The sequence below is a fragment of the Bacteroides sp. HPS0048 genome (assembly GCF_964240755.1).
Classification (GTDB): domain Bacteria; phylum Bacteroidota; class Bacteroidia; order Bacteroidales; family Bacteroidaceae; genus Bacteroides; species Bacteroides nordii.
The window spans coordinates 1-22,545 of record NZ_CAXSVC010000044.1 but is presented as its reverse complement, the minus strand read 5'-3'; the positions used below and the strand labels follow the sequence as shown (position 1 = coordinate 22,545).

The following is a 22,545-nucleotide window of genomic DNA, read 5'->3' as shown; positions in this document are numbered from 1 at the left end:
AAGATACATGATATAAATATACCGGACTTATGAATATTGAAGAGTTTAGAGAATATTGCCTTTCATTGAAAGGTGTTTATGAAAAAATGCCGTTTCCCAATGTCGCAGATAAATATAGCCGGGATGTTCTTTGCTTTTATGTGGGAGATAAATGGTTTTGTTTTGTAAATATCGAGGTATTCGATTTTTGTTGTATCAAGTGTGATCCCAATGAATCGGTAGAATTGCAAGCCCAATATTCAGGGATAACTCCCGGTTGGCATATGAATAAGAAATATTGGATTAGCGTTTATTTCAATCAAGATGTACCGGATAATAAAATAAAAGAACTCGTAAAACGGTCGTATGATATTGTATTTCTTTCTCTCTCTAAAAAAGAGAAAGAGAGGTTGTAGAAGGTGCTCGTTTTACATATAAAATGCCAATATATGTACAGCCCGTTACATCTATTCTAATCGGATATATTGTAACGGAACTGTAAATGATAAAATTTTTATTCTCGCCAGTGTTCCGGTTTGAATAATGCATCTGCACATTTAATTCTGCCTTTTGCCAACTCTTTATCTGTCAGCGCCTGCATCATCCAATATTCGGCATATTCTGCGGGTGTCGGGTATGGGTATGGTGTGGTATAACCCATACCTTGGGCGTTTTGTATGAAACCATGTCGGGGATAATATTCCTTGTGTCCCAATACAAAGACAAGTTTGGTACCTTTTTCTTTCAGCATTTGTATCCCTTTGCGGATTAGTAACCCTCTAATTCCCTGTTTCTGAAAATCGGGTATTACAGCCAGTGGAGCAAGGATATGGATGAGTGGCTGAATTGCCGCTCCCTCAATCTCTGCCTTTGTAAACAGTATATGCCCGACTGCCTTTCCGTTATATCGGGCAAGTAATGACAAACGGGGCTCTGCACTTGGGTCTTTTAAAAGATCAGCCACCAATTCCGCTTCTTTATCATAACCGAAAGCTGTTTTTTCAACTTCCATAATATCAGCAAAGTCATTTACCGATGTTTCTCTGATTTGAATTTCTTCTAATTTCATGTTTCTTCAGTTTATAATTTGATAAGACATTACCAGGTATGACAAGGGGTTGCCTGGTAATGTTAACAGGATGAATTTAAAAAAATAGGATAATAAGAAATGATCCCAAATGAGTATTTGGGGAATGGAAATAGTCAGAAGAGTTACTGACTATTAGTTATACACGCTCCTTCTTAAGGTAAAGTGATGAATTTGTCATAAAGCGAATTTGTTGGTACAAAGATAACAAGAACTTGTGAAAAAACTGCAAAATCGGGATAAATTAAAGTAAGTGTTTGGTATCCTGTTTATTTCGTATAGCCTATATCTTCCAGCCATTCCATAATCATTGAGTGACAATTGGATGTCTGTGCAGAACGTATCCAAAGGCTCGGAGTCAGGAAGTTTCCGTCGGAAAGTTCGTCGGGTCGTCATTGGGAGAACAGGCGTTCAATCCCGTTGTAACGGACATCGCAAAAAGGAGATACAATAACTTTTTCATACTATATATTTCAAAGGGTTTATAATGCATTATATCCTTTAAGTAATCGTGTTGGCCTGTCTTGCGCAGGTATTCAACACGAAAACTACTATTGGATGGGCAGTCGGTTGGTTTTCATATCCTGCCGAATTTATTTAAGCTTGTCGTACTGTTCGTCGGTCACAGGTTCGAGCCATTCATTGGATGTATTCTCGCCGGGAACTTCGAATGCAAGATGTGCGAACCAACTGTCAGCAGCTGCTCCGTGCCAGTGTTTCACGCCCGCAGGTATATGAATGACTGTCCCGGGAAGAATCTCTACTGCTGGCTTACCCTCTTCTTGGTACCAACCGCGACCGGCTACGCCGATAAGCATCTGACCACCGCCTTTTGATGCCTTGTGAATATGCCAGTTGTTGCGGCAACGCGGTTCGAACGTGACGTTGGAGATGTTCACCTGTTCTCGTGAGATCGGTGCGAGGTAGCTGTTACCGATGAAATACTGTGCGTATGCCGTGTTCGGTTCGCCGATAGGAAAAATCATCTCGTGCTGGAATACTGCTTTCGCATCGTTGCCCGTCGTATCTTCGGCCCACACCTCTTTTGCCAATCGGAAAGCCACCCATGCTTTGGGCCATCCCGCATAAAAGCCTATGTGCGTGATAATTTCAGAAATCTCCGTTCGGGTGATACCATTGTTTTTCGCCGACTGGAGGTGGAATGTCAACGAACTGTCTGTGATACCCTGACTGATGAGTGATGTAATTGTTACTAAACTGCGGTCGCGCAGGCCGAGTTTGTCAGTGCGGCTCCATACCTCGCCGAAGAGGACATCATCGTTGAGTTCCGCGAATTTTGGGGCGAACTCTCCTAATTGGTTGCGCCCTGCTGTCTGTACTATCTTTTCTTGTGCCATAACATTAAGTGTTAAAATACTGAATACTGAAAATAAAAGAAGTTTATTCATAATCGTTTCGTTTATTGAATGAAGTTATTGATTCTGTTGGACGGATTGAGCGGCGTCTGGTCCGATAGGGGCAGTCTTTTGATCATGTGCAGCGTCCAAACGACTATAAGTTGCGACAATCCAATCGACCATCTCTTTCACTGCCTGCGTGTTCGACACATCGCAACCATAGGCGATCATCTGATATCCTTCATTCATCAGTTTACGGGCTTGTGCTTCCGGCTTGTTGATATCGACTAAAATTGTCGTTGCACCCTCTTTAGCAAATGCTTCGGCGCAGGCAAGACCGATACCTGCTGCCGCACCGGTAATCATTACCACTTTATCTCTCATTGTTTCCATGATACTTTGTTTTAATATTCTGATGCAAAGGTAAACGAAGAGCCTCACAGCGACTTTGCTGCGAGGCTCAATTTATTTTGTTATGAAGTTCATCTCGAAATTTTTCCGGTTATATCCGGTTCAAATCATACTGGGGGCATAACCGTATGTTTCTTTATAGACTTTAGAGAAATGCGAAAGATTCTTGAAACCGACATCGAAACAGGCTTCCGTAACTTTCTTCTTACCTGATTTTATCAAATCGTGCGCCACCTCCAAACGTCGCCTGATGATCCATTTCTGCGGAGTAAGTTCGCTTATTTTGGCAAAGTCGCGTTTGAATGTCGCCAGGCTGCGTCCCGTGTAACCGGCGATCTCTTCCATCGAAAGGTCATGCATATAGTTTTCGTTCAGATAGTCGACAATGTCTATTTTCCACGGATCGACGAAGTCGAATAGAGAGGCATAGAGATTTCTGTCCGTATTGAGCAAAACATAAATTCCCTCGATCATCTTCAGTTTCAGTACGTCATCGGATGGTTTTATTCCCGAATCGAAATAAGGGACGACCGACTCGAACAGGCTACGGATGTCTGGTCGGTTGTTCGGCAGTACGCGCAGGCTCACTTTCTCGCGTTTTGATTCCACAGGAATATCATTTTTGTCGAGTGTTTGATAAAACTCCCTCAAAAAAGGTCTCGTGAATTTCAATACAATGGAACGATAGGGATTGTCCTTATTGGCATGTTTTTGCAACCACATCCAGTTATCCCGTCTCATAAAGGCGCACTCGCCCGGATGCAGAACTGTTTTTTGTCCGCGTTCTTCAATTTCCAGTTCACCGGAACACAAGTAAATGAGCGTGTGTTCCCGGTTTTCGTGGGCACATCCCAAGTCATCGGTGAAATAACTCGCTATCAGTACATTTGAGCAATCGAATACATTCAGTCGTTCCATATTAGTCCTTTTATTTTTTGCAAAAATAGGAATTAATATTCTCTTATACTTTGTTGTAAAGCTCATTTTATTGATAATTTTGTATATTGTGGCAATAGGATGATGTTTCCATCATTTTTCTTTGCTGATTTCAAAGGAGCTTATAGCTATATCCAGACAGAGTGGATGCCGCACTTTTGGGAGATTGTGCATTCGGGTGGAATAAATCCTGATATAGACAATTGGGGCGATATAAAAAAGATGTCGGAAGATTCCAATCCAATCTATTTTATTATGAGTACAAATAACGCGGATGGAATCAGATTTAGTTCGTCCGAATGAAGTACTTATGATATTGAGTGATAAGAGCACTTTGGGCGATTCGATAAAGGAACTTGATATGATCTGCCTTCCTGAGAGTGCTTTCTTCTATTTACTTAATGAAGGGCAGAGTACGTCTTTATATCATGTCGATTCTATTATTGTTGGCGATACTAATCAATATCAGATTTCGAAATATAAAAAGATATATTGACTATAGTGAAGGTATAAAGTATTTATTGATTTTTTTATATCTTCTCGTGAAGTAGCATATTTATTTGTTTTGTTATCCAAAAGAAAAGGCGACTCGTTTTCCGCGTCGCCTTTATCTTTTACTTAATCTCGATTTCTTCCTTCATGTCAATCTCTTCTCCATGGGAATCGTAGAATACGTATTCCAGAAAAGCGAGTTTTTGACTCGGAATAATCTTAATACCAAATCCATACTTCATCTGCCATTTGCGTTTCAGAGAAACGAGTCCCTGATTGATGTATGCAGCGATATACGGATGGATGTGTAACGAGAATTTCTTTATCTTCAGTTTATTGACCAGATAATCAATTTTACTCTCCAGAGTGTCCGTGAATAGGATGGACGACTTGATAGTTCCTTTGCCAAAGCAGGTAGGGCAGGTTTCCATCGTGTTTACGTCCATAGCGGGACGTACACGTTGCCGGGTAATCTGCATCAGACCGAATTTGCTGAGCGGCAGAATATTGTGGCGTGCCCTGTCTTTTTGCATATTGGCACACATACGTTCGTAAAGCTTTTGACGGTTTTCGGCTTCATTCATATCAATGAAGTCTACAACAATGATACCACCCATATCTCTTAGTCGCAATTGGCGTGCCAGCTCATCAGCGGCTCCCAGATTTACTTCGAGTGCGTTACCTTCCTGCCCGTTGGCATTCTTGGTGCGGTTACCGCTGTTCACGTCTACCACGTGAAGCGCCTCAGTGTGCTCAATAATCAGGTAGGCACCACTCTTGTAAGAAATAGTTTTACCAAAAGATGACTTGATCTGCTTGGTGATACCGAAATTGTCATAAATGGGAAGCTGCCCCTTGTACAGCTTTACGATCTCTGCCCGGTCGGGGGCAATGAGAGTGACGTAATCTTTTATTTCGTTGTATACCGCTTCATTGTTGACGTAGATGTTTTCAAAAGAAGGGTTAAAGAGATCACGCAACAGCCCTACGGCACGGCTTGTCTCCTCATAAATCAACGTCGGGAACTTGGTAGCTTTCTGTACCTTGGTGATTGCGTCTTCCCAGTGTTTAATCAATACTTTAAGCTCTCCGTCGAGTTCAGCAACGCGTTTCCCTTCGGCTACAGTACGAACAATGACACCGAAGTTTTTCGGTTTGATGCTCATTAACAATTGCTTGAGGCGTGCACGCTCTTCGCTCGATTTAATTTTTTGTGAAACAGAAACCTTATCATTGAAAGGAATTAATACCAGATATCTTCCTGCAAATGAAAGTTCGGAAGTTAATCTTGGTCCTTTGGTGGAGATAGGTTCCTTTACGATCTGCACCACTACTTCTTGTCCTACCTTTAATGTGTTGGCTACTGTGCCATCTTTATCAAGATCGGGAAGCAGGGTTGCTTTAGAAATGGAGTTGAGTTTTTTCTTATCGCTTAAAGTTTGTTTTACGAACTTTTCGAGTGAATTGAATTGAGGACCCAGGTCTAAATAATGAAGGAAAGCATCTTTCTCGTAACCAACATCTACAAAGCAGGCATTTAGTCCGGGCATCAATTTCTTGACGCGGCCCAAATACATATTACCCACAGAAAAGGAAATGTTTCTTCCTTCACTTTGAAGTTCCACCAGGCTCTTGTCCTCGAGCAGGGCGATGGAGACCTCTTTGGGTTGTACGTCTACTACTAGTTCGCTTGTCACAATTGTTTCCTAATTATTTATTTTTAAAAAATGAACAAATAAATTGAGCTCTTGTTCATTGGAATCGGGCATTTAAACAAAGAACAAACTCGAAAGACATTTGCTTCACAAGTTTGTTCTTTATTTCTGTCCGATACAGACTAAAAATTACTTTTTGCTTTTATGTCTGTTCTTTCTTAGTCTTTTTTTACGCTTGTGCGTAGACATTTTATGTCTTTTTTTCTTCTTTCCGCTTGGCATAGCTTCAAAATTTTATGGTTAATACTCTTGTTTATTATTTCTTTACCGCGATTGTAAATGTCTTCGCAGGCTTAAATGCCGGAATATTATGTTCTGGAATAATAATTGTAGTATTTTTAGAAATATTACGAGCTGTTTTCTGAGCTCTTTTCTTTACTACGAAGCTACCAAATCCACGAAGGTAAACATTCTCATCTTTCGCCAAAGAATCTTTTACTGCGTCCATAAACGCTTCAACAGTTGTCAATACTGCTACTTTGTCAATTCCGGTGTTCTTTGCAATTTCGTTTACAATATCTGCTTTAGTCATTTTTCCTTAAAAAAAATATTATTACTATGTTCTTTCTAATTTTTTGGACTGCAAATATATAGCTTTTTAAGCTCTCAAAAAAATATATTCTGAACAATTTTATAAAAAAGTCTCTTCCTTAAGTTTTGTTAGATTTAAAAAGAGCTACTTTTGCATACGAATTGCGGTTCTGATGTACCAATATGCCAATGTATTGGTTGGCTATGAGGTGCATTAATAAGGCAAATAACGTATTTTTTACGTTGCTATATTAATACATTATTTTAATGAATAACTTCAGCGAAACACTAATAAACTGGTATCACGAACATAAACGTGAGTTACCCTGGAGGGAGTCTTCGGATCCTTACCTGATATGGATTTCTGAAATCATTTTGCAACAGACAAGGGTTGTACAAGGGTATGATTATTTTGTGCGTTTTATTGAACGCTTCCCTGATGTGAGGACACTTGCCGAAGCTGATGAAGATGAGGTGATGAAGTTCTGGCAGGGACTGGGATATTATTCCCGTGCACGTAATCTTCACGCTGCTGCCCGTAGTATGAATGGGGTATTTCCTAAAACATATTCTGGAGTACTGGGCTTGAAGGGGGTAGGAGAGTATACGGCAGCTGCCATTTGTTCCTTTGCTTATAATATGCCTTATGCGGTGGTTGATGGTAATGTATATCGGGTATTGTCGCGTTATCTTGGGATTGAGACTGCTATAGACTCTACGGAAGGGAAAAAGCTATTTGCTTCGTTGGCTGATGAATTGTTGGATAAGGCTCAGCCGGCTGTTTATAATCAGGCTATTATGGATTTCGGGGCGATACAATGTACTCCGCAAACTCCCGCCTGCCTGTTTTGTCCATTGGCCGATAGTTGTATGGCACTGGCGAAAGGGAAAGTCCAGCAGCTTCCTGTAAAACAACATAAGACAAAGACCACAAACCGTTATCTCAATTACATATATGTACGTGCGGGTGCATATACTTTTATTAATAAACGGACGGAAAATGATATCTGGAAAAATCTCTTTGAATTGCCGTTGATAGAAACAGCAGAATCTATTACAGAAGAGGCGTTACTGGCTCTTCCGGAATTCACTGAATTATTTGTTGGAGGAGAAGTTCCTAAGGTTCGTTTGGTCTGCCGGGATGTGAAACATGTGCTGTCTCACCGGGTGCTTTATGCTAATTTCTATGAAGTTAGCTTGCCGGAAGAGACTGCTTCCTTCTCTTCTTACCAGAAAGTGAGGATTGATGAGTTAGAGCAATATGCCGTCCCCAAATTGATACACGCCTTCCTTGAGAAATATGTATAAAAACTTGTTTTGTGTTGTATTTCTATTTAATTTTGGCACAAAATAATATAAATATAGAATGATATGTCAGTAAATAAAGTGATATTGTTAGGAAATGTTGGTAAAGACCCGGAAGTTAGATATCTGGATACAGGTATTGCTGTGGCAACTTTCCCTTTAGCTACTACCGACCGTGCATATACTTTGGCTAACGGAACACAAGTGCCCGAAAGAACAGAATGGCACAATCTTGTGTTGTGGCGTGGACTGGCAGAAACGGCAGAGAAATATGTTCACAAAGGTGATAAGCTTTATATTGAAGGAAAAATAAGAAGCCGTTCTTATGATGATCAGACAGGTGCCAAGCGGTATATTACAGAAATATTCGTGGATAATATGGAGATGTTGACTCCTAAGAATACTGCACCGGGTGCTTCTTCATATACTCCGGCAGCTCAGCAGGGTGCACCAACTGTGCAGCCACAGCAATCGCAAGCTAACCCTATACAGAATAATCCGGCAGATGATTTGCCGTTCTAAATTGACAGTTGATAATTGATAATTGACAGTTGGTTGCACATCATGCTGTATCATAACTGTCAATTATCAATTGTCCATTGTCAACTAAATAATTGTTTAACTAAAACCCAGGATTTTGGACCCAGACGCTTATTTATGCCATTTGGCAGACATTTTTAACGGTATAACCGTAAACCAACCTTCCTTTTCGGCAATTGTAGCTATTATTTTGGCGGGTGTGCTTTTGCTCGCCTCCGGTTTTGCTTCTGCATCAGAAATAGCTTTTTTTTCATTATCTCCTTCCGACCTCAATGAAATAGAGTCACGTAATCATCCCTCGGATGAGAAAATCAGTAGTTTGCTTGGAAATTCAGAGAGCTTGCTGGCAACTGTACTGATCACCAATAATTTTGTTAATGTGACGATAATTATGCTCTGCAATTTCTTTTTCATGAATGTCTTTATCTTTCATTCACCTGTTGCGGAGTTTTTGATATTAACAGTAATCCTAACTTTTCTGTTGTTACTTTTTGGCGAGATTATGCCAAAGATCTATTCGGCACAGAAGACATTGGCTTTTTGTCGTTTTGCCGCTCCGGGCATTTATCTGTTGCGCAAAGTATTTAGTCCGATTTCTGCTGTTCTGGTACGTTCTACTACTTTTTTGAATAAACATTTTACGCGTAAGAATCATAATATCTCGGTTGACGAACTCTCACAGGCATTGGAACTGACTGATAAAGCCGAACTTTCTGAGGAAAACAACATACTCGAAGGTATCATTCGCTTTGGAGGTGAGACAGCAAAGGAGGTGATGACTTCCCGTCTGGACGTGGTAGACCTTGACATACGTACTTCGTTTAAGGACGTGATGAAGTGTATTGTAGATAATGCTTATTCGCGTATTCCTATTTATTCCGGTTCTCGTGATAACATAAAGGGAGTGCTTTATATAAAAGATCTTTTACCTCATGTCAACAAGGGTGATAATTTTCGTTGGCAGTCTCTGATTCGTCCGGCTTACTTTGTACCTGAGACAAAGATGATAGATGATCTTTTACGTGATTTTCAAGCTAATAAGATACATATTGCCATTGTAGTTGATGAGTTTGGAGGAACCTCCGGCATTGTAACAATGGAGGATATTATCGAAGAGATTGTAGGTGAGATTCATGATGAATATGATGACGAAGAGCGTACTTATGCTGTGCTGAATGATCATACATGGGTTTTTGAGGCCAAGACCCAATTGAGTGATTTCTATAAGATCACAAAACTTGATGAAGATGATTTTGAAAGAGTGTCCGGTGATGCTGATACATTAGCGGGGCTTTTACTTGAGATAAAAGGGGAGTTCCCTGTACTTCATGAAAAGGTTTCTTATCTGAACTATGAGTTTGAAGTACTTGAGATGGATAATCGTCGCATTCTGAAAGTTAAATTTATCATCAATCAACCTCAAACAGAAGAGGATGCATAATTATGGCATTATTTCTGCAGCATAGAGAACCTTCTTTCCAATGGGGAATCTGGAAGATGGAGGAACCGATAGATGTTTTACTTGGTTTACTTCCGGAGAGAGCGTATTACGAAGAGGAACTGCAACGTTTTAATGCTCCGCACCGTAAACAAGAGTGGCTTTCTGTTCGTGCGCTACTATTCCGCTTGTTGGGTATGCATAAAGAGGTGTGCTACGAACCGAGTGGAAAACCTTATCTGGCAGATAACTCTTATTTTATCAGTATCTCACATACTAAAGGTTACGTAGCTGTTATCTTGAGTGAAGAAAAGCCGGTAGGCATTGATATTGAACAATATAGCCGGCGTGTACATAAAGTGGCGCATAAGTATATGCGGGAGGACGAACAGTTCGTTCCCTATGGGGAAGATGATACCTGGAGCCTTCTGTTGCATTGGTCAGCCAAAGAAGTCATGTTCAAGTGTATGAATACTCCCGAAGTAGACTTTCGGGAACATCTGCATATCGAACCTTTTACAACAGAACAGCAAGGCGTCTTTCTGGCTCATGAATATAGAACGGAGCAACAGCGTAACTTCCGGATTCATTATCTGATTCATCCTGAGTTTGTGATGACCTGGCAGATTGATTAAATATAAAAACAGAATACTATGAAACTAAAATACTGCTTAAGTACTATTCTTTTCCTGATGCCCATTTGGGTTGTAGCTCAGAATAGTCCGGTTACGATTACTTACGAACGTTCGGGAAAAGGAGAAGTGACCTTCTATGCTGATAACATATCATATACTCCCTATACGGTTGCTTTGACTTTTACCCGTTTGAGTGGTACCCTCTCTCTTCAGGAAGGAGATACCCACAAGGCAACCGCATTCTCTCGTAGAAAAACACGATTACTGACCTTGAAGCCGGTTACAGAAAATGTAGGTATAGGTTTCTCTTATCGCTCTAATATCACTAAAGGCGACTGGCACGCTAAAACGGATACTAATTTTGTATATCTCTTTCCGCTTACAGAAGGCAAACGGGTACGTATGAACCACATGGTCTCTTTGGAAAAGGTTCTGGGCAGCGATGATAAATCCCGGCTTACAGGTATCTCATTTCAGACTGCCGATGGAGATACCATTGTAGCTGCTCGTCGTGGCATAGTAACCGAAGTACAAGATAATTCAGCTTCAGAAGCAGAGCATAAGAGTTTTAGTGCAAAAGAGAATTTTGTAGAGATATGCCAGGATGATGGTACTTTTGCCCGTTACATCTTGTTTCGTGATAATAGTATTTTTGTCTCTCCGGGAGATCAGGTTATCCCCGGACAACCTCTTGGAATCATTGGCGGGAGTAATTATGAACGAGGTTCACATCTGCGTTTTAGTATCTATTGTCCTGATATGCGTAAGTTCACGTTTGTTCCCTGTTTTTATCTTTCTCCGGGGAAGACGGGTAAACCGGCTGTTGGAGAGCTTTATGTTTCAGAACACCCTCAAGAGATTATCATGCAGGAGATGAGTAAGAAGGAGAAGAAAAAATATATGGAAAAGCATTAAAGGACAGAGTCTGCTGAAAGTAAAATTAGCTATTCATAAAACGCAGATTTACTCAGATTTACGCAAATGTTAATTGGATTTGCGATAATTTGCGTAAATCTGCGTTTCTAAAAATACACATTAGTTACTTTAGCAGACTTTCTATATCGTTTCCTTTTCTATTTATCTTTATTCATTTTATAACTTAATGCTCCCGAAGGGCATTTTTTGATCTGTGCAATCAACTCTTCTGTGGCTGCGTTTTCAATTTGTATCCACGGCCTTTCTTTGGGATGGTATACATTAGGTAACATTTTAACACAAATACCTGCATGCTTGCAAAGTTCAGGTTGCCATATAATGGTCATTTCACCATTTGAATATTCTATTTTCTTTCCCATATTTTTTTAATTTTTATTGAATATGAAAACCTTTCATTACGATACGTCTCCATTCCGGATGTTTGTGAATATATCCGGCTACGAACGGACAAAGTGGCACCAGACGCAAGTCTTTGTGTTCTATGTCTTTAAGTGCTTTCTCTACTAACTGAGAACCTATTCCCTTACCTCCCAGAGCTCGTGGAACTTCAGTATGAGTCAGGTATATTTCTCCGTTCGGGGTCTTTATATATTCTATTTTGGCGATGTGCCCATCAATGCGAAATTCGTATCTTCGATTTTCTTCATTGTCAATGAGTTCATAATCTTCTGCCATAATTTTCTACGTTAATTGTTTAATATATATCTAATAAACAGATTATCCGTAGTTTTTGTTTGTTGCTTCTATTGAACATAGTAGCATATTGGACATTATTCTATTGGCACATTATTTATTCTAATCTTTCCAGTTGTACAGTGAAGTGCCTCATTAATGGAGCTTCCCACGTAATATGTACTCCACGTGTAATGCTTTCTCTGCGATCGTATACATTCTTTAATGCGGCGGCAATCACATCCATATGATTGTCAGTATATACACGACGGGGGATAGCAAGGCGTAACAGATCCAATCCGTTGAAGCGATTCTGTCGGGTTATCGGATCACGGTCTGCCAGCAAATATCCTATTTCGCATCCACGGATACCGGCTTCCAGATATAATTCAATCGTTAGTGTTTGCGCCGGAAACTCTTCTTTCGGTACACAGGTCAGTACCTTCGGAGCATCTACAAAGATGGCATGTCCTCCGGCAGGACGTTGGTAAGGGATACCATATTCATCCAGTTTCTTTGCGAGGTATTGTACCTGATGGATGCGTGTTTCAAGATTATCGAATTCAGTGTTTTCATCCAGACCGATAGCAAGCGCATTCATATCCCTTCCGTTCATCCCTCCGTATGTAAGATACCCCTCATATTGTACACAGAAGCCTTTTGCTCCTTCATACCATTCTTTACGACGGGTGGCAATAAAGCCTCCCATATTTACGATACCGTCTTTCTTGGCACTCATGGTCATGCCATCTGCTAAGTCAAACATTTCGCGTGTAATTTCTTTGATTGTTTTATTGCCATATCCCTCTTCACGCGTTTTGATAAAGTAGGCATTTTCGGCAAAGCGGGCTGAATCGAAAAGTACCGGTTTATTGTATTTGTCGGCCAGAGCACGTACTTCCCGTAAGTTTTGCATAGAAACGGGCTGTCCGCCGGCTGTGTTATTGGTGATGGTTACTATGATAAAGGGAATTTGGTCGGCATGTTCCTGTAAGGCTTTCTCTAACTTGGCAGGATCCACGTTCCCTTTGAAGGGAATTTCCAGCTGTGTTTGCTTCGCTTCATCAATCGTGCAATCCAGTGCGAGGGCTTTACGTCCTTCTATATGACCTTTGGTGGTATCGAAGTGTGAGTTTCCCGGTACGATATCTCCTTCGTGTACAAGATAAGAGAATAGTACATTTTCAGCAGCACGTCCCTGATGGGTAGGAATAATATATTCGAATCCTGTTAACTGGGTGATTTTGTCTTTTAGCTTGAAGAATGAGGAAGCTCCGGCATAGCTCTCGTCTCCTAACATCATTCCTGCCCATTGGCGATCACTCATAGCTCCGGTACCAGAGTCAGTGATGAGGTCGATATAGACTTGTTCGGCTTTTAGTTGGAATACATTGTAGTGTGCCTCTTTTATCCATTGCTCACGTTCCTGACGGGTGCTTTTGCGGATGGGCTCTACCATTTTAATTTTCCATGATTCAGCAAAAGGTAATTTCATTTCCTTAGATATTTGGTTTTACTCGCCTAATTTACTGTTTTACTTTGATATGGGCAATAAAATACTGACTTTTTGATAGGGTGGGGGAATAAAAAGTGCCTGTTGCATTTGGAGTGAATGCAATAGGCACTTTAAGGATATGCAACCGGCATTATGCCGAAGTGATTGTTTTATTTTTCGATGAGGGTGATACCATCAAGACAGAAATAAGCAGGAGTCATCATACCATATTCATCTTCTTTGGTAGATGTAAGTGCGAATTTCAAACCTTTTGTTTCTCCTAATGCACTAAGGTTGATCCATTTCCATTCGGTCAGAATGTTAGTTCCTTCTGCTAAATAGCAATCTACGTGCATTGTCTTATCCAGATTGTAGATAGTTAACTTGAATGAATCGGTTGTATCGAATTTGTCTTCTTTACCTTGGTTATGGTAGAGAGGTGTACCTTCTGTCATACTGGTATAGGCATATGCACTATTGGTAATGAATAGGCCTTTTACACTATAATTAGTATTATTACTATTTTTGAATCGAATGGAAACCTCTGTGTCGGAATTGGAACCTACTTTGTATCCGGAAGCACCCACAACAACGTAGGTGTTGTTGTTTACTCCTTTTTTAGTTACGGCACTGTAGTTCCCGGATGTACAGTTGGTGAATGCAAATGCATCTGAACCAAATCCATAAATATCGGACGAGGTACAATCGAATTCAAAAATGTTACTTTTATCTGTGAGAAGAGTATGAAAATAGTTGGTAGTATAGGTTTGTCCTTCATAGTCATAACTGGTTGACCAGGTATCCACAGGGTGTTGTGTATCCCCTAAATCAATAGTCTCTGCTTCATAATCCGGTAGACTTAATATGTGTCTTACCTCTTCGTCATCGTCATTACTACATCCCCAAAATACAAATACTGATAACAGCATTAATAAAGATAGTTTTTTCATTTTGTTGTCTTGATTTAAAAATTTATTAATTGAGTTTATTTAATTGTCGAAATGTAAATCTTCCACCGTCATTATTTCTGTGGAGATTTCTCCCATTGGCCCTGCATTCTGATTGATAGCGGTATATATCTTCACAAAATCTATTTCGTCCAGCACTACTTTGTTACCATTGGCATCCACGGCCCAGTCTATTTTAAACTTAGACATTTCCGTACTGTTCGGATGGTTGTCTGCATATCCCCAGGTATAGCAATAACCTATCCACATACCGTTTTCATTCACTGCATTGTCTTTTAGGCGCGTTCCCCGGAAGGTTATTTCATTTTCTGTTATCCATGCAGGATAGTATGAGGCTTGCGTGTGGAAACTATTTCGGAGAATGAATCCGTCCTTTCCTTGATTATCCGTCCATCGTATATCTGTGTTTTCTACTTGAGGGCGATGATAGGTAATTTCATATCCACGCGTTTCCGTATCTGTGCCATACTCACTTCCTGCCAGTTCGTACCATTTATCATCCGGCAGGCCGTTACCGTTCACATCTTTCGACACCAGTACAATGCCCGGTTCAGCGCTGCCACCCGGCTTACCTGTACCTGTGCCATACATGTTATAAGAAGCATTACCATATACTTTGAAATCGTACTCGCCTGTTATATTGCGAATGGGCTGCTTGAATCCCACTATGATATTTCCTCCGAATCCACCTAATGAGAGCATAAGACGATCCTGTATCCGCTGGGTAGCATATTCCAATACCTGTTCGTAGGTGAATCCTTCTTTGTAAGCGGTGGTGCTGGTATTCATGTATTGTGACGGAGCCGGGCGATATTCCAATACCTTATTAGCAAAAGCGGCAGCGCGTGGATCTTCGGTTGAACCGCCGCCACTACTTTGTGAACTTTTGTCAGAGAAGGCCACTGCATTCGGATTTTGCCCTACGCCTTGAAGGCGGTATTGTAGTTCCCCTTGCGGATTGAAGCAGAGTACATCTCCTCTCACCTGATAGTTATAGGCTTCTGTGATATAGACATTCCCGCTGTATGGATTGATACAAATACTGTAAGGAGTATGTATTTCCGTACCGTCTGCAATAAAGTTTTCACGCAGCGTTGTTCCTGTTTGCAGATTGAATACTTTTATCTGCGAAGTCTGTGTCTCGTAGTTGAAGTTATACAAATAGGCAAGCTGGTCATTGATGGCAAAACTCATAACTTTTTCGTTGTAGATTTGTGCTACTTCATCAGTGGTGGTATTTATCTGTACAAAGTTATAGTCTCCTGTACTGATTTTCTCTCCGCGTGTAGCTACATACACATGTCCGTATTCGTCTGCTGCTATTTTACCGGGGTTGGGACCCACCTGTATCTTTTTGATTTCTTCAAATGGTTCCGTACTTACCACTGATACCGTATTGTCCACACCGGTTCCGTCCCAGTCGAGCCCTCCGGAATTGGATACATAGAGCTTATCTCCCTGTACACAGATGCCATCCGGGTTTCGTCCTACTTTGGCATAACCTTCAATAGTTAGTGAGGTGGTATCTATCCGTGCTACTGTTCCGTCATACGAACATACATATGCCTTATCCTTGTGGAACGTAATAAATCGTGGTTGCCGTGAACTTCCGTTTTCCGTTAGCATTGGAATCTGCTTTAGTGAAAGTCCCGATTGTAAGTCTATCACCTCTATCTGACTCGAAACATTGACTACAATGTAGAGCTTTTCTCCGTAAATAGCCATGTCATTGGCGGTATCACCCAGTCCGCGACGATTGAGGCTACGGAAATAATTCATATCCATCCGGCTGTCTTTAAACGAGTAACGCATCAAAGTACTGTTGTTCAGATTGAAAAGTCCTTCGTTAAGTACATACATCTCGGATGTTCCGGTTTCTATGACATTTCCGTTACTGTTTCCACCGGGTATGTCCTGATCCACCATGTCATCACAGGCATGTAGTAGCAGAGAGAAGAGCAGATATATGAGATATTTATATTTCATCATAAGGTTATTTAATAGGTAACTTTCAGTGTAGCACGTACCGAACGTCCCGGCATGGGGAAGTTTTTGATGATTTCATAATTCTTATCCAACAGATTGAGTACTTCTAAACTGAGTGACGTATTTATATTTCGGATTTTAAAATCACGGCTTGCCGAAAGGCTATGATCGCTATAACCATCCAGACGGTTCGTACTTATATTTTCTCCTTGTGTGTAGCGTTTCCCGGAAAAGAGTAATGCGTACGAGAAATTAATCCAGGGTGTTTCTATTCCCGCTTGTCCCGAACCTGATACACGGGGCGTATAAGCAATCTGGTGCTTGTAAGTTCTTTTTTGAGGTTCATTTACCGGATCGGTCACATCTAATGCGCGCTGGTAAGTATAGTTTCCGGAGAGATTGATACGCAGTTTCTCCATCGGTTGTAATACTATGTTTCCGGTGACATCCACTCCTTTTATTTCTACTTTTCCCAGATTGGTCATGCTCCACACAAAGATATCTTTTGTGGGGGTAGCGATGATCTTGTCCGACACCTTATTATAATAGGCATCTATGGTTACAGAGAGATAGGGGAGGAACTCAGAGATAGCTCTGTTATATGTAACGCCGATATTGTATTGCCGGGTATTCTCCGGGCGTAAATCGATATTGCCTACTTCGCCATAATATAAATCGTTGAAGTTGGGCAGGCGGAAAATGTCCTTATAGAAAAAGCGAATTCGGAATTCCTCGCTGCTGAGAGGCTTGAATGAAGCACTTACATAGGGAGTTAGTTTACGGTGATTGCCTGCACTGGCTCCTTGCTGAGTTTTTTCATTAATCACTGTAGCGAGTGCCGAAGCTGAAAGCGTCAACCATTCATTTACGTATTTTCCGGCTATTACCGTCAGCCATGAGTAACGTGTAGGATAGGCGAATTCGTGCAGGTTGGCATTAAGGGTATTGATATTTCCGTCTGTAGAGAGTGAAAACGAAAGATTGTCCAACGCCCGGAAGAGTGCCGATGCTGACAGATAATATTCCTGCTGATAATAACTGTTATCCTGTTTACCTTCTGAGTTATTGTAAGTAGGGTCCAGATAACGCTGGTAGCTCCAGTTCCATTTTGCTGAGGTCTGGAACACCCATTGGCGGTTAAATTCCTTTTTGTACTGGCTTTGCACAAAAACGTTCTTATCCCATAAGTGCTGTGCCGCGTAGTCATAATACAGTGAAGTGGCATTGGGCAATCCGCGTGATGATTGATAGTAATATGCTTTCATCCGCCACTGCTCTGTTGCAGAGAAGTTTCCGAATAGCCCGGCTTCGGCACGTAAGTTTTCCACCTGTGTATTCTTTCTTTTCTCGCGGGAAGTCATATCATTTTTATCACCATAATAGAGTGTGAAAGGATATTGGCCATCTGCTGACATCCATTCGCTATTGGCAGAGAACGCCCATTTCTTACTTATTTTTTGCTCTATCATTAGAGAAGGATTGATCAGCCCCCACGAACCGGTTTTAAAAGAACCACTGATGTTTGTTTTTTTATTGTCATTGAATCGTGGAGTCAACGTCTGGATATTCAGTAACCCTGCGGATGCAAAGAAGCGTGCAGGTTGGAATATGTTGTCGCTTTGTCCATTGCTGAGCGATAACCGGTCTACATTGTCTAATGAGAAACGTCCGATATCAATTTGTCCCGTTTGACAATCCGTTAAAGTAATACCGTCATATCCTATGGCTGTATGCTGTGCTCCCAGGCTACGTAGAGATATGGTTTTCAGTCCTCCAATACCACCGTAATCTTTGATGGTTACTCCTGCGAAATGTTTCACTGCATCAGAAACCTGTAATGCATGCAGGTTTTTAAGTTCTTCTTTAGAAAAAACTTGTATGGGAGCTGTCGAACGTATTTCCCGTGTCTGGTAGCGGTCGGCAACAATCACTTCGGGGATCGAATAAATATGTGTGGTATCCACTTTTTGCTGCTGCGCAGAAAGCAGAGGAATATAGAAAAGGTAGCAGGCAACTGTACCCCAGAGTTTATACTTAATGATCTGTCTCAATTTGTTCATCTCATTAGTTTTGCATTAAAATGTCCGGGCGAAATCCCTTCGGCCGGACATATAAATAAACTTGGCAGAGTTTATTAAAAAAAATATACTTTCTCTGAATCAGAGTGGTGAATGAAATGATGGATAGAACTTATCCGGCTCATTAGACTCAACGCTTTTTCCTCGAAAGCAATGAAAAAAGATAGCATGGCAGGTCTTCTGACTTGTTCCTGTTACGAACGCCTTCCCAGGATTTCCCCAGTGGCTAAAGTGGTAGTTGTTCATAACATAATTCATTGGAACTTACAGCAGCGGGACTGTTCAGGATTTACACCTGATTCCCTTTTAATCGCATTCTTCCGAATAAGAAGAGGTTGCGAACCAATGCACGGCAAAGATAGGAAGAAAATTCAGAATAACAAAAATAATGTGGTAATATGCCAATGTGCCAATTGCCATGCGGCGTGGCAGCGCAGCCAATTGGTACATTGGCATATTAACACATTGGCACATTATTATTGCATTGGCAAATTATCATAGATAGCCTGTGTTGTAGCATCTTTCAGTAATACCTTTTTGTTGGCATCCAGTAGATAAAGGGTTGGAATGGCTTTCAGGTCGTAGAGGTTTTTTGTTTTGATGGTGAATGATTTATCGTATCCGTTAATCCATTCGGCAGGGAATTCACTACGGTGTTTTCTCCATTCATCCAGTTCCTCGTCAGGATAAAGAGAGAGAATGGTTAATTTTTTCTTTTTTATCAATTCGCTTACCATGGGAATACTTTTCAATGCTTCTATTGTTTCCGTACAGGCATGGCAACTGGGATTGTTGATGAATAGGAGGGTATAGTCGGATTTTATCTGATAGAGCGTACCTTGTGCGCCCGATGCTAATGTATACGTAAAGTCAAGTGCTTTTGTACCTACACGGTTTTTTTGTGCGAGTTCCAATCGAGCCTGTGGGCGAATCTTTTCAGTTTCACTCAGGATAGGAGAGGCTACCATTGCTTCCAATACCGGAATATAAAACTCTTCATTTCGCAACGGTGAGTTTGGATCGTAGAGATATTTGTCTGCTAATTCGGTGATGTGGTCAAACATCTTTCTTTCTACTTCCGTTTTCTGGATTGTTTCTTTCATGACCTCCTGTGCTGTTCTCAGGGGTACATGATTCAGAATGTCGCAATAATCAGCCCAGGCTTGTTCGGTGATGTCCGGATGATGAATATAGTTAGTATCTGCAAAGTTGACATTATCCCAATAATGGCGTACCAGAAAATCAGCCCTTAATTCCGGAGTATTCAGCATAGCGGGGATAGCGGGTAAGGTGAATGTTTTAATACTGTCTTGTGGGATATCAGTAGCCTGACTAGTTGCATTTCCACTTTTGCAGGAACAGAGACATAGCATAAGAGCAATCGGAAGATACTTTATATATTTCATTTTCCAGAATTTTTATTGTGCTACAAATTTACATGATTATTCTTTCGGGGCAATAAAAAAGCCCGGGAAAGTCCTTTACTTTATTATATGATAACTAAATATTCCTTTTTAGTTAATTCGAAGGCTTTTTATCAACTATCCTATTTTTGTGTACTAAAAGTACGTATTTAACGCAGTGTTAAAATAGTATTTATTATACCCTTAATTACCTAATTAACATAGTATTAATTACCTATTCTTTAATGGCAAAGAATCCATACCGATGGAGAAACGAAATAAAATTATCAAAAATGTTTTGTTGTTTCATTTATCCGTTTTACCTTTGTCCCCGTCTAAAAAAGAACGTTCAGTAAAGTTATATCTCTGTCCGTTTGCTGTCTGAAACAGTTTTTTTAATTCTTTCGGCTTGAATGAGTAAGATGTCTCGTCCAAGCCGCGTAGCGTACCTGAAGGTTACTAAATCACTCCAATTTTAAAATCATAAATGTCTGAACAACAGGAATATTGGTTTGCTGCCCGAACCCGTAAGGATCAGGAGTTTGCGATCCGTAATTCTTTGGAGAAACTGAATGTCGAGTGCTTTATGCCCACTCAGTTTGTGATTCGTCAGTTGAAGTATCGCAAACGTCGTGTGGAAGTACCTGTTATCAGGAATCTGATATTTGTTCGTGCTACCAAAGATCGTGCCTGGTCTATAACGAAAGATTATAATGTTCAGTTATTCTATATGAAGGATCTCCGGACAAATAGCCTGCTCATTATTCCCGATAAGCAAATGCGTGATTTCATGTTCGTTATGGATCTCTCTCCCGAAAGTGTAATATTGAATGATGAATCTTTTGCTGTTGGAGTTAAGGTCCAGGTTGTCAAAGGAGACCTTTGCGGTGTTGAGGGCGAACTTGTCAGTATTGCCAATCGCACACATGTGATGATCCGGATTAATGGCATTCTCACTGCCAGTATTAAAGTCCCCAAAAGTTATCTGCACATCCTTTCATAAATAATAGTAATTGCTTACTACTGATTTCTAACTACGAAGTAAATGGATAAATTAATGAACCAGGTTCGGGAGTTGCAAAGCATCTCTCACGAATTATTGTATCTGGGTATTGATGGTACCCCCATCTATACAGATCGTTTTTGCCAACTTAACACAGAAGTTTTTCGCTTGTCCGAATCTCTTTTTGACAGAAAAGGAGAGACGGACGAGGAAGAGGCTTCGCTTTGCCTTACGTTGTTGATGGGGTATAGAGCCACAGCGTACTCAGATAGTAATAAAGAAGCAAAAATACAGGGAATATTAGATCGTGCTTTTATTGTCTTGGATCACTTGGACGATTCTGTATTGAAATGCCGTTTGTTACTCTCTTGTTATGATGAAGTATTTGATGAAGAATTGATAGAAGAGATTCGGCGTATTGTTGATGGTTGGGGAGGTGGACGGCAGTTGTCTTCGGAGGAAGGAACGGTAGTGGAAGCTTTGAAAGAATTAGAAGATGGTAGGTTATAATATTTCGTATTCATTTAGTATTTCAATAAACTATTTTGTTATATAATAATGGTGGAAAATATATACAATGTTGATTTGTTGTAACGATTTGATTATTAAATAGTTATGTTTTACTAATTTTTCTCTACGAGGAACAGAGAGAAACTCTACGGAGATCGGGTCGATTCTCGTAGAGAAATGAGGCGTTTATCGTAGAGAAAAGAATAAGAGTTTTCTGAATTTGACAGAGTTTATATTGAGAAGTTAATAGAACTACTTTTTTCTGTAAATTTTATTTTCCAATAATCTTAATTTTCAATCGATGGTTTTATGAAAGGAATTGTATTAGCCGGCGGTTCAGGCACCCGTCTGTATCCTATCACCAAAGGGGTAAGTAAACAGCTGTTGCCTATCTTCGACAAGCCCATGATTTACTATCCGATATCCGTATTAATGCTTGCCGGTATCCGCGAAATATTAATCATCTCCACGCCTAATGATCTGCCGGGTTTCCAGCGCCTATTAGGAGACGGTTCGGACTTTGGTGTTCGTTTTGAATATGCAGAGCAACCTTCGCCCGATGGGTTGGCACAAGCATTTATCATCGGTGAGGAATTCATCGGTAATGATTCTGTCTGTCTGGTATTGGGAGATAATATTTTCTATGGGCAAAGCTTTACCCGGATGTTGAAAGAGTCTGTTCGTCTGGCCGAAGAAAAACAGAAAGCAACCGTGTTTGGTTACTGGGTCAGTGATCCGGAGCGTTACGGAGTTGCCGAGTTCGATAAGGAGGGGAATGTACTGAGCATTGAAGAAAAACCGGTTCATCCCAAAAGTAACTATGCCGTAGTCGGACTCTATTTTTATCCCAATAAAGTGGTTGAGGTGGCCAAAAATATCAAACCATCTGCCCGTGGAGAGTTAGAAATAACCACCGTGAATCAGGAATTTCTGAATGATGAAGAGCTGAAAGTCCAGTTGTTAGGTCGTGGTTTTGCATGGCTGGATACAGGTACACATGATTCCCTTTCGGAAGCCAGTACCTTTATCGAAGTGATAGAGAAGCGCCAGGGATTGAAGGTTGCCTG

General features: G+C 40.7%; 22 protein-coding genes, 2 pseudogenes and 1 riboswitch. Of the genes and pseudogenes, 10 read left to right on the top strand and 14 right to left on the bottom strand.

Annotated elements, in window-relative coordinates:
* Nucleotides 1-29: 29 nt before the first annotated feature.
* Nucleotides 30-395, top strand: coding sequence for an MmcQ/YjbR family DNA-binding protein (locus ACESQI_RS21985; RefSeq protein ID WP_320997150.1), 366 nt, complete (start codon nucleotides 30-32; stop codon nucleotides 393-395).
* Between the two features lie 98 nt (nucleotides 396-493).
* On the opposite strand, the gene ACESQI_RS21980 is transcribed toward ACESQI_RS21985, so the two are convergent.
* The 5 genes and pseudogenes from ACESQI_RS21980 to ACESQI_RS21960 all read right to left on the bottom strand — a co-directional run bounded on the left by ACESQI_RS21980 (nucleotide 494) and on the right by ACESQI_RS21960 (nucleotide 3,753).
* Complete coding sequence (locus ACESQI_RS21980) at nucleotides 494-1,048, bottom strand: GNAT family N-acetyltransferase (protein ID WP_373127151.1); 555 nt, start codon at nucleotides 1,046-1,048, stop codon at nucleotides 494-496.
* Between the two features lie 611 nt (nucleotides 1,049-1,659).
* Nucleotides 1,660-2,475 carry a carboxymuconolactone decarboxylase family protein gene (locus ACESQI_RS21975; RefSeq protein ID WP_373127149.1) on the bottom strand — a complete coding sequence of 272 codons (816 nt, stop codon included), beginning with the start codon at nucleotides 2,473-2,475 and terminating at the stop codon, nucleotides 1,660-1,662.
* A gap of 11 nt (nucleotides 2,476-2,486) precedes the next feature.
* A pseudogene (locus tag ACESQI_RS21970) lies at nucleotides 2,487-2,570 on the bottom strand (antibiotic biosynthesis monooxygenase); the annotation flags it as partial.
* Nucleotides 2,563-2,817, bottom strand: a pseudogene (locus ACESQI_RS21965) (SDR family NAD(P)-dependent oxidoreductase); the annotation flags it as partial. The pseudogenes ACESQI_RS21965 and ACESQI_RS21970, both read right to left, overlap by 8 nt.
* A gap of 120 nt (nucleotides 2,818-2,937) precedes the next feature.
* On the bottom strand, nucleotides 2,938-3,753 hold the full coding sequence (locus tag ACESQI_RS21960; RefSeq protein WP_320908143.1) for an AraC family transcriptional regulator: 816 nt from the start codon (nucleotides 3,751-3,753) through the stop codon (nucleotides 2,938-2,940).
* Nucleotides 3,754-4,045: 292 nt separating this feature from the next.
* On the opposite strand from ACESQI_RS21960, the gene ACESQI_RS21955 reads away from it, so the two are divergent.
* Complete coding sequence (locus tag ACESQI_RS21955; protein ID WP_007486598.1) at nucleotides 4,046-4,267, top strand: hypothetical protein; 222 nt, start codon at nucleotides 4,046-4,048, stop codon at nucleotides 4,265-4,267.
* 118 nt (nucleotides 4,268-4,385) lie between these two features.
* Here the strand turns inward: ACESQI_RS21955 and ACESQI_RS21950 are convergent, their stop codons facing one another.
* Complete coding sequence (locus tag ACESQI_RS21950; protein ID WP_002561407.1) at nucleotides 4,386-5,960, bottom strand: Rne/Rng family ribonuclease; 1,575 nt, start codon at nucleotides 5,958-5,960, stop codon at nucleotides 4,386-4,388.
* Between the two features lie 274 nt (nucleotides 5,961-6,234).
* A complete protein-coding gene (locus ACESQI_RS21945; protein WP_002561408.1) occupies nucleotides 6,235-6,510 on the bottom strand; it encodes an HU family DNA-binding protein in 276 nt (91 codons plus the stop codon).
* Between the two features lie 266 nt (nucleotides 6,511-6,776).
* Between ACESQI_RS21945 and mutY the strand changes: the two genes are divergently transcribed.
* The 5 genes from mutY to ACESQI_RS21920 all read left to right on the top strand — a co-directional run bounded on the left by mutY (nucleotide 6,777) and on the right by ACESQI_RS21920 (nucleotide 11,342).
* Nucleotides 6,777-7,817: an A/G-specific adenine glycosylase gene (mutY, locus tag ACESQI_RS21940; protein ID WP_195448799.1), complete on the top strand. Its 1,041-nt coding sequence runs from the start codon at nucleotides 6,777-6,779 to the stop codon at nucleotides 7,815-7,817.
* 63 nt (nucleotides 7,818-7,880) lie between these two features.
* Complete coding sequence (locus tag ACESQI_RS21935; protein WP_007486602.1) at nucleotides 7,881-8,336, top strand: single-stranded DNA-binding protein; 456 nt, start codon at nucleotides 7,881-7,883, stop codon at nucleotides 8,334-8,336.
* 115 nt (nucleotides 8,337-8,451) lie between these two features.
* Nucleotides 8,452-9,795 (top strand): gliding motility-associated protein GldE, encoded by a 1,344-nt coding sequence (locus tag ACESQI_RS21930; protein ID WP_373127145.1) that lies wholly within the window; start codon nucleotides 8,452-8,454, stop codon nucleotides 9,793-9,795.
* Nucleotides 9,796-9,797: 2 nt separating this feature from the next.
* Nucleotides 9,798-10,427, top strand: a complete 630-nt coding sequence (locus ACESQI_RS21925) for a 4'-phosphopantetheinyl transferase superfamily protein (RefSeq protein ID WP_007486604.1) — start codon at nucleotides 9,798-9,800, stop codon at nucleotides 10,425-10,427.
* A gap of 18 nt (nucleotides 10,428-10,445) precedes the next feature.
* Nucleotides 10,446-11,342 carry a M23 family metallopeptidase gene (locus ACESQI_RS21920; RefSeq protein ID WP_373127143.1) on the top strand — a complete coding sequence of 299 codons (897 nt, stop codon included), beginning with the start codon at nucleotides 10,446-10,448 and terminating at the stop codon, nucleotides 11,340-11,342.
* Nucleotides 11,343-11,500: 158 nt separating this feature from the next.
* On the opposite strand, the gene ACESQI_RS21915 is transcribed toward ACESQI_RS21920, so the two are convergent.
* From ACESQI_RS21915 to ACESQI_RS21885, 7 genes are all read right to left on the bottom strand, one after another.
* Nucleotides 11,501-11,722: a (4Fe-4S)-binding protein gene (locus ACESQI_RS21915; protein WP_002561414.1), complete on the bottom strand. Its 222-nt coding sequence runs from the start codon at nucleotides 11,720-11,722 to the stop codon at nucleotides 11,501-11,503.
* 13 nt (nucleotides 11,723-11,735) lie between these two features.
* Nucleotides 11,736-12,038: a GNAT family N-acetyltransferase gene (locus ACESQI_RS21910; RefSeq protein ID WP_007486606.1), complete on the bottom strand. Its 303-nt coding sequence runs from the start codon at nucleotides 12,036-12,038 to the stop codon at nucleotides 11,736-11,738.
* 115 nt (nucleotides 12,039-12,153) lie between these two features.
* Nucleotides 12,154-13,530: a tryptophanase gene (locus ACESQI_RS21905; RefSeq protein ID WP_007486607.1), complete on the bottom strand. Its 1,377-nt coding sequence runs from the start codon at nucleotides 13,528-13,530 to the stop codon at nucleotides 12,154-12,156.
* Nucleotides 13,531-13,700: 170 nt separating this feature from the next.
* Complete coding sequence (locus tag ACESQI_RS21900; RefSeq protein ID WP_044166627.1) at nucleotides 13,701-14,480, bottom strand: DUF4465 domain-containing protein; 780 nt, start codon at nucleotides 14,478-14,480, stop codon at nucleotides 13,701-13,703.
* 39 nt (nucleotides 14,481-14,519) lie between these two features.
* Nucleotides 14,520-16,484 carry a YncE family protein gene (locus ACESQI_RS21895; protein WP_007486609.1) on the bottom strand — a complete coding sequence of 655 codons (1,965 nt, stop codon included), beginning with the start codon at nucleotides 16,482-16,484 and terminating at the stop codon, nucleotides 14,520-14,522.
* A gap of 11 nt (nucleotides 16,485-16,495) precedes the next feature.
* Complete coding sequence (locus ACESQI_RS21890) at nucleotides 16,496-18,544, bottom strand: TonB-dependent receptor plug domain-containing protein (RefSeq protein ID WP_373127140.1); 2,049 nt, start codon at nucleotides 18,542-18,544, stop codon at nucleotides 16,496-16,498.
* A gap of 170 nt (nucleotides 18,545-18,714) precedes the next feature.
* Nucleotides 18,715-18,924: riboswitch (cobalamin riboswitch) on the bottom strand.
* Nucleotides 18,925-19,038: 114 nt separating this feature from the next.
* Nucleotides 19,039-19,968 (bottom strand): DUF5106 domain-containing protein, encoded by a 930-nt coding sequence (locus ACESQI_RS21885; RefSeq protein WP_373127138.1) that lies wholly within the window; start codon nucleotides 19,966-19,968, stop codon nucleotides 19,039-19,041.
* A 484-nt stretch (nucleotides 19,969-20,452) separates the two neighbouring features.
* Between ACESQI_RS21885 and ACESQI_RS21880 the strand changes: the two genes are divergently transcribed.
* From ACESQI_RS21880 to rfbA, 3 genes are all read left to right on the top strand, one after another.
* Entirely contained in the window at nucleotides 20,453-20,968 is a 516-nt protein-coding gene (locus tag ACESQI_RS21880) for a UpxY family transcription antiterminator (protein ID WP_007486614.1), read from the top strand.
* Nucleotides 20,969-21,022: 54 nt separating this feature from the next.
* Nucleotides 21,023-21,478 (top strand): UpxZ family transcription anti-terminator antagonist, encoded by a 456-nt coding sequence (locus tag ACESQI_RS21875; protein WP_373127155.1) that lies wholly within the window; start codon nucleotides 21,023-21,025, stop codon nucleotides 21,476-21,478.
* 309 nt (nucleotides 21,479-21,787) lie between these two features.
* A partial coding sequence (gene rfbA / locus ACESQI_RS21870; RefSeq protein WP_373127136.1) for a glucose-1-phosphate thymidylyltransferase RfbA occupies nucleotides 21,788-22,545 on the top strand: 758 nt, incomplete at its 3' end.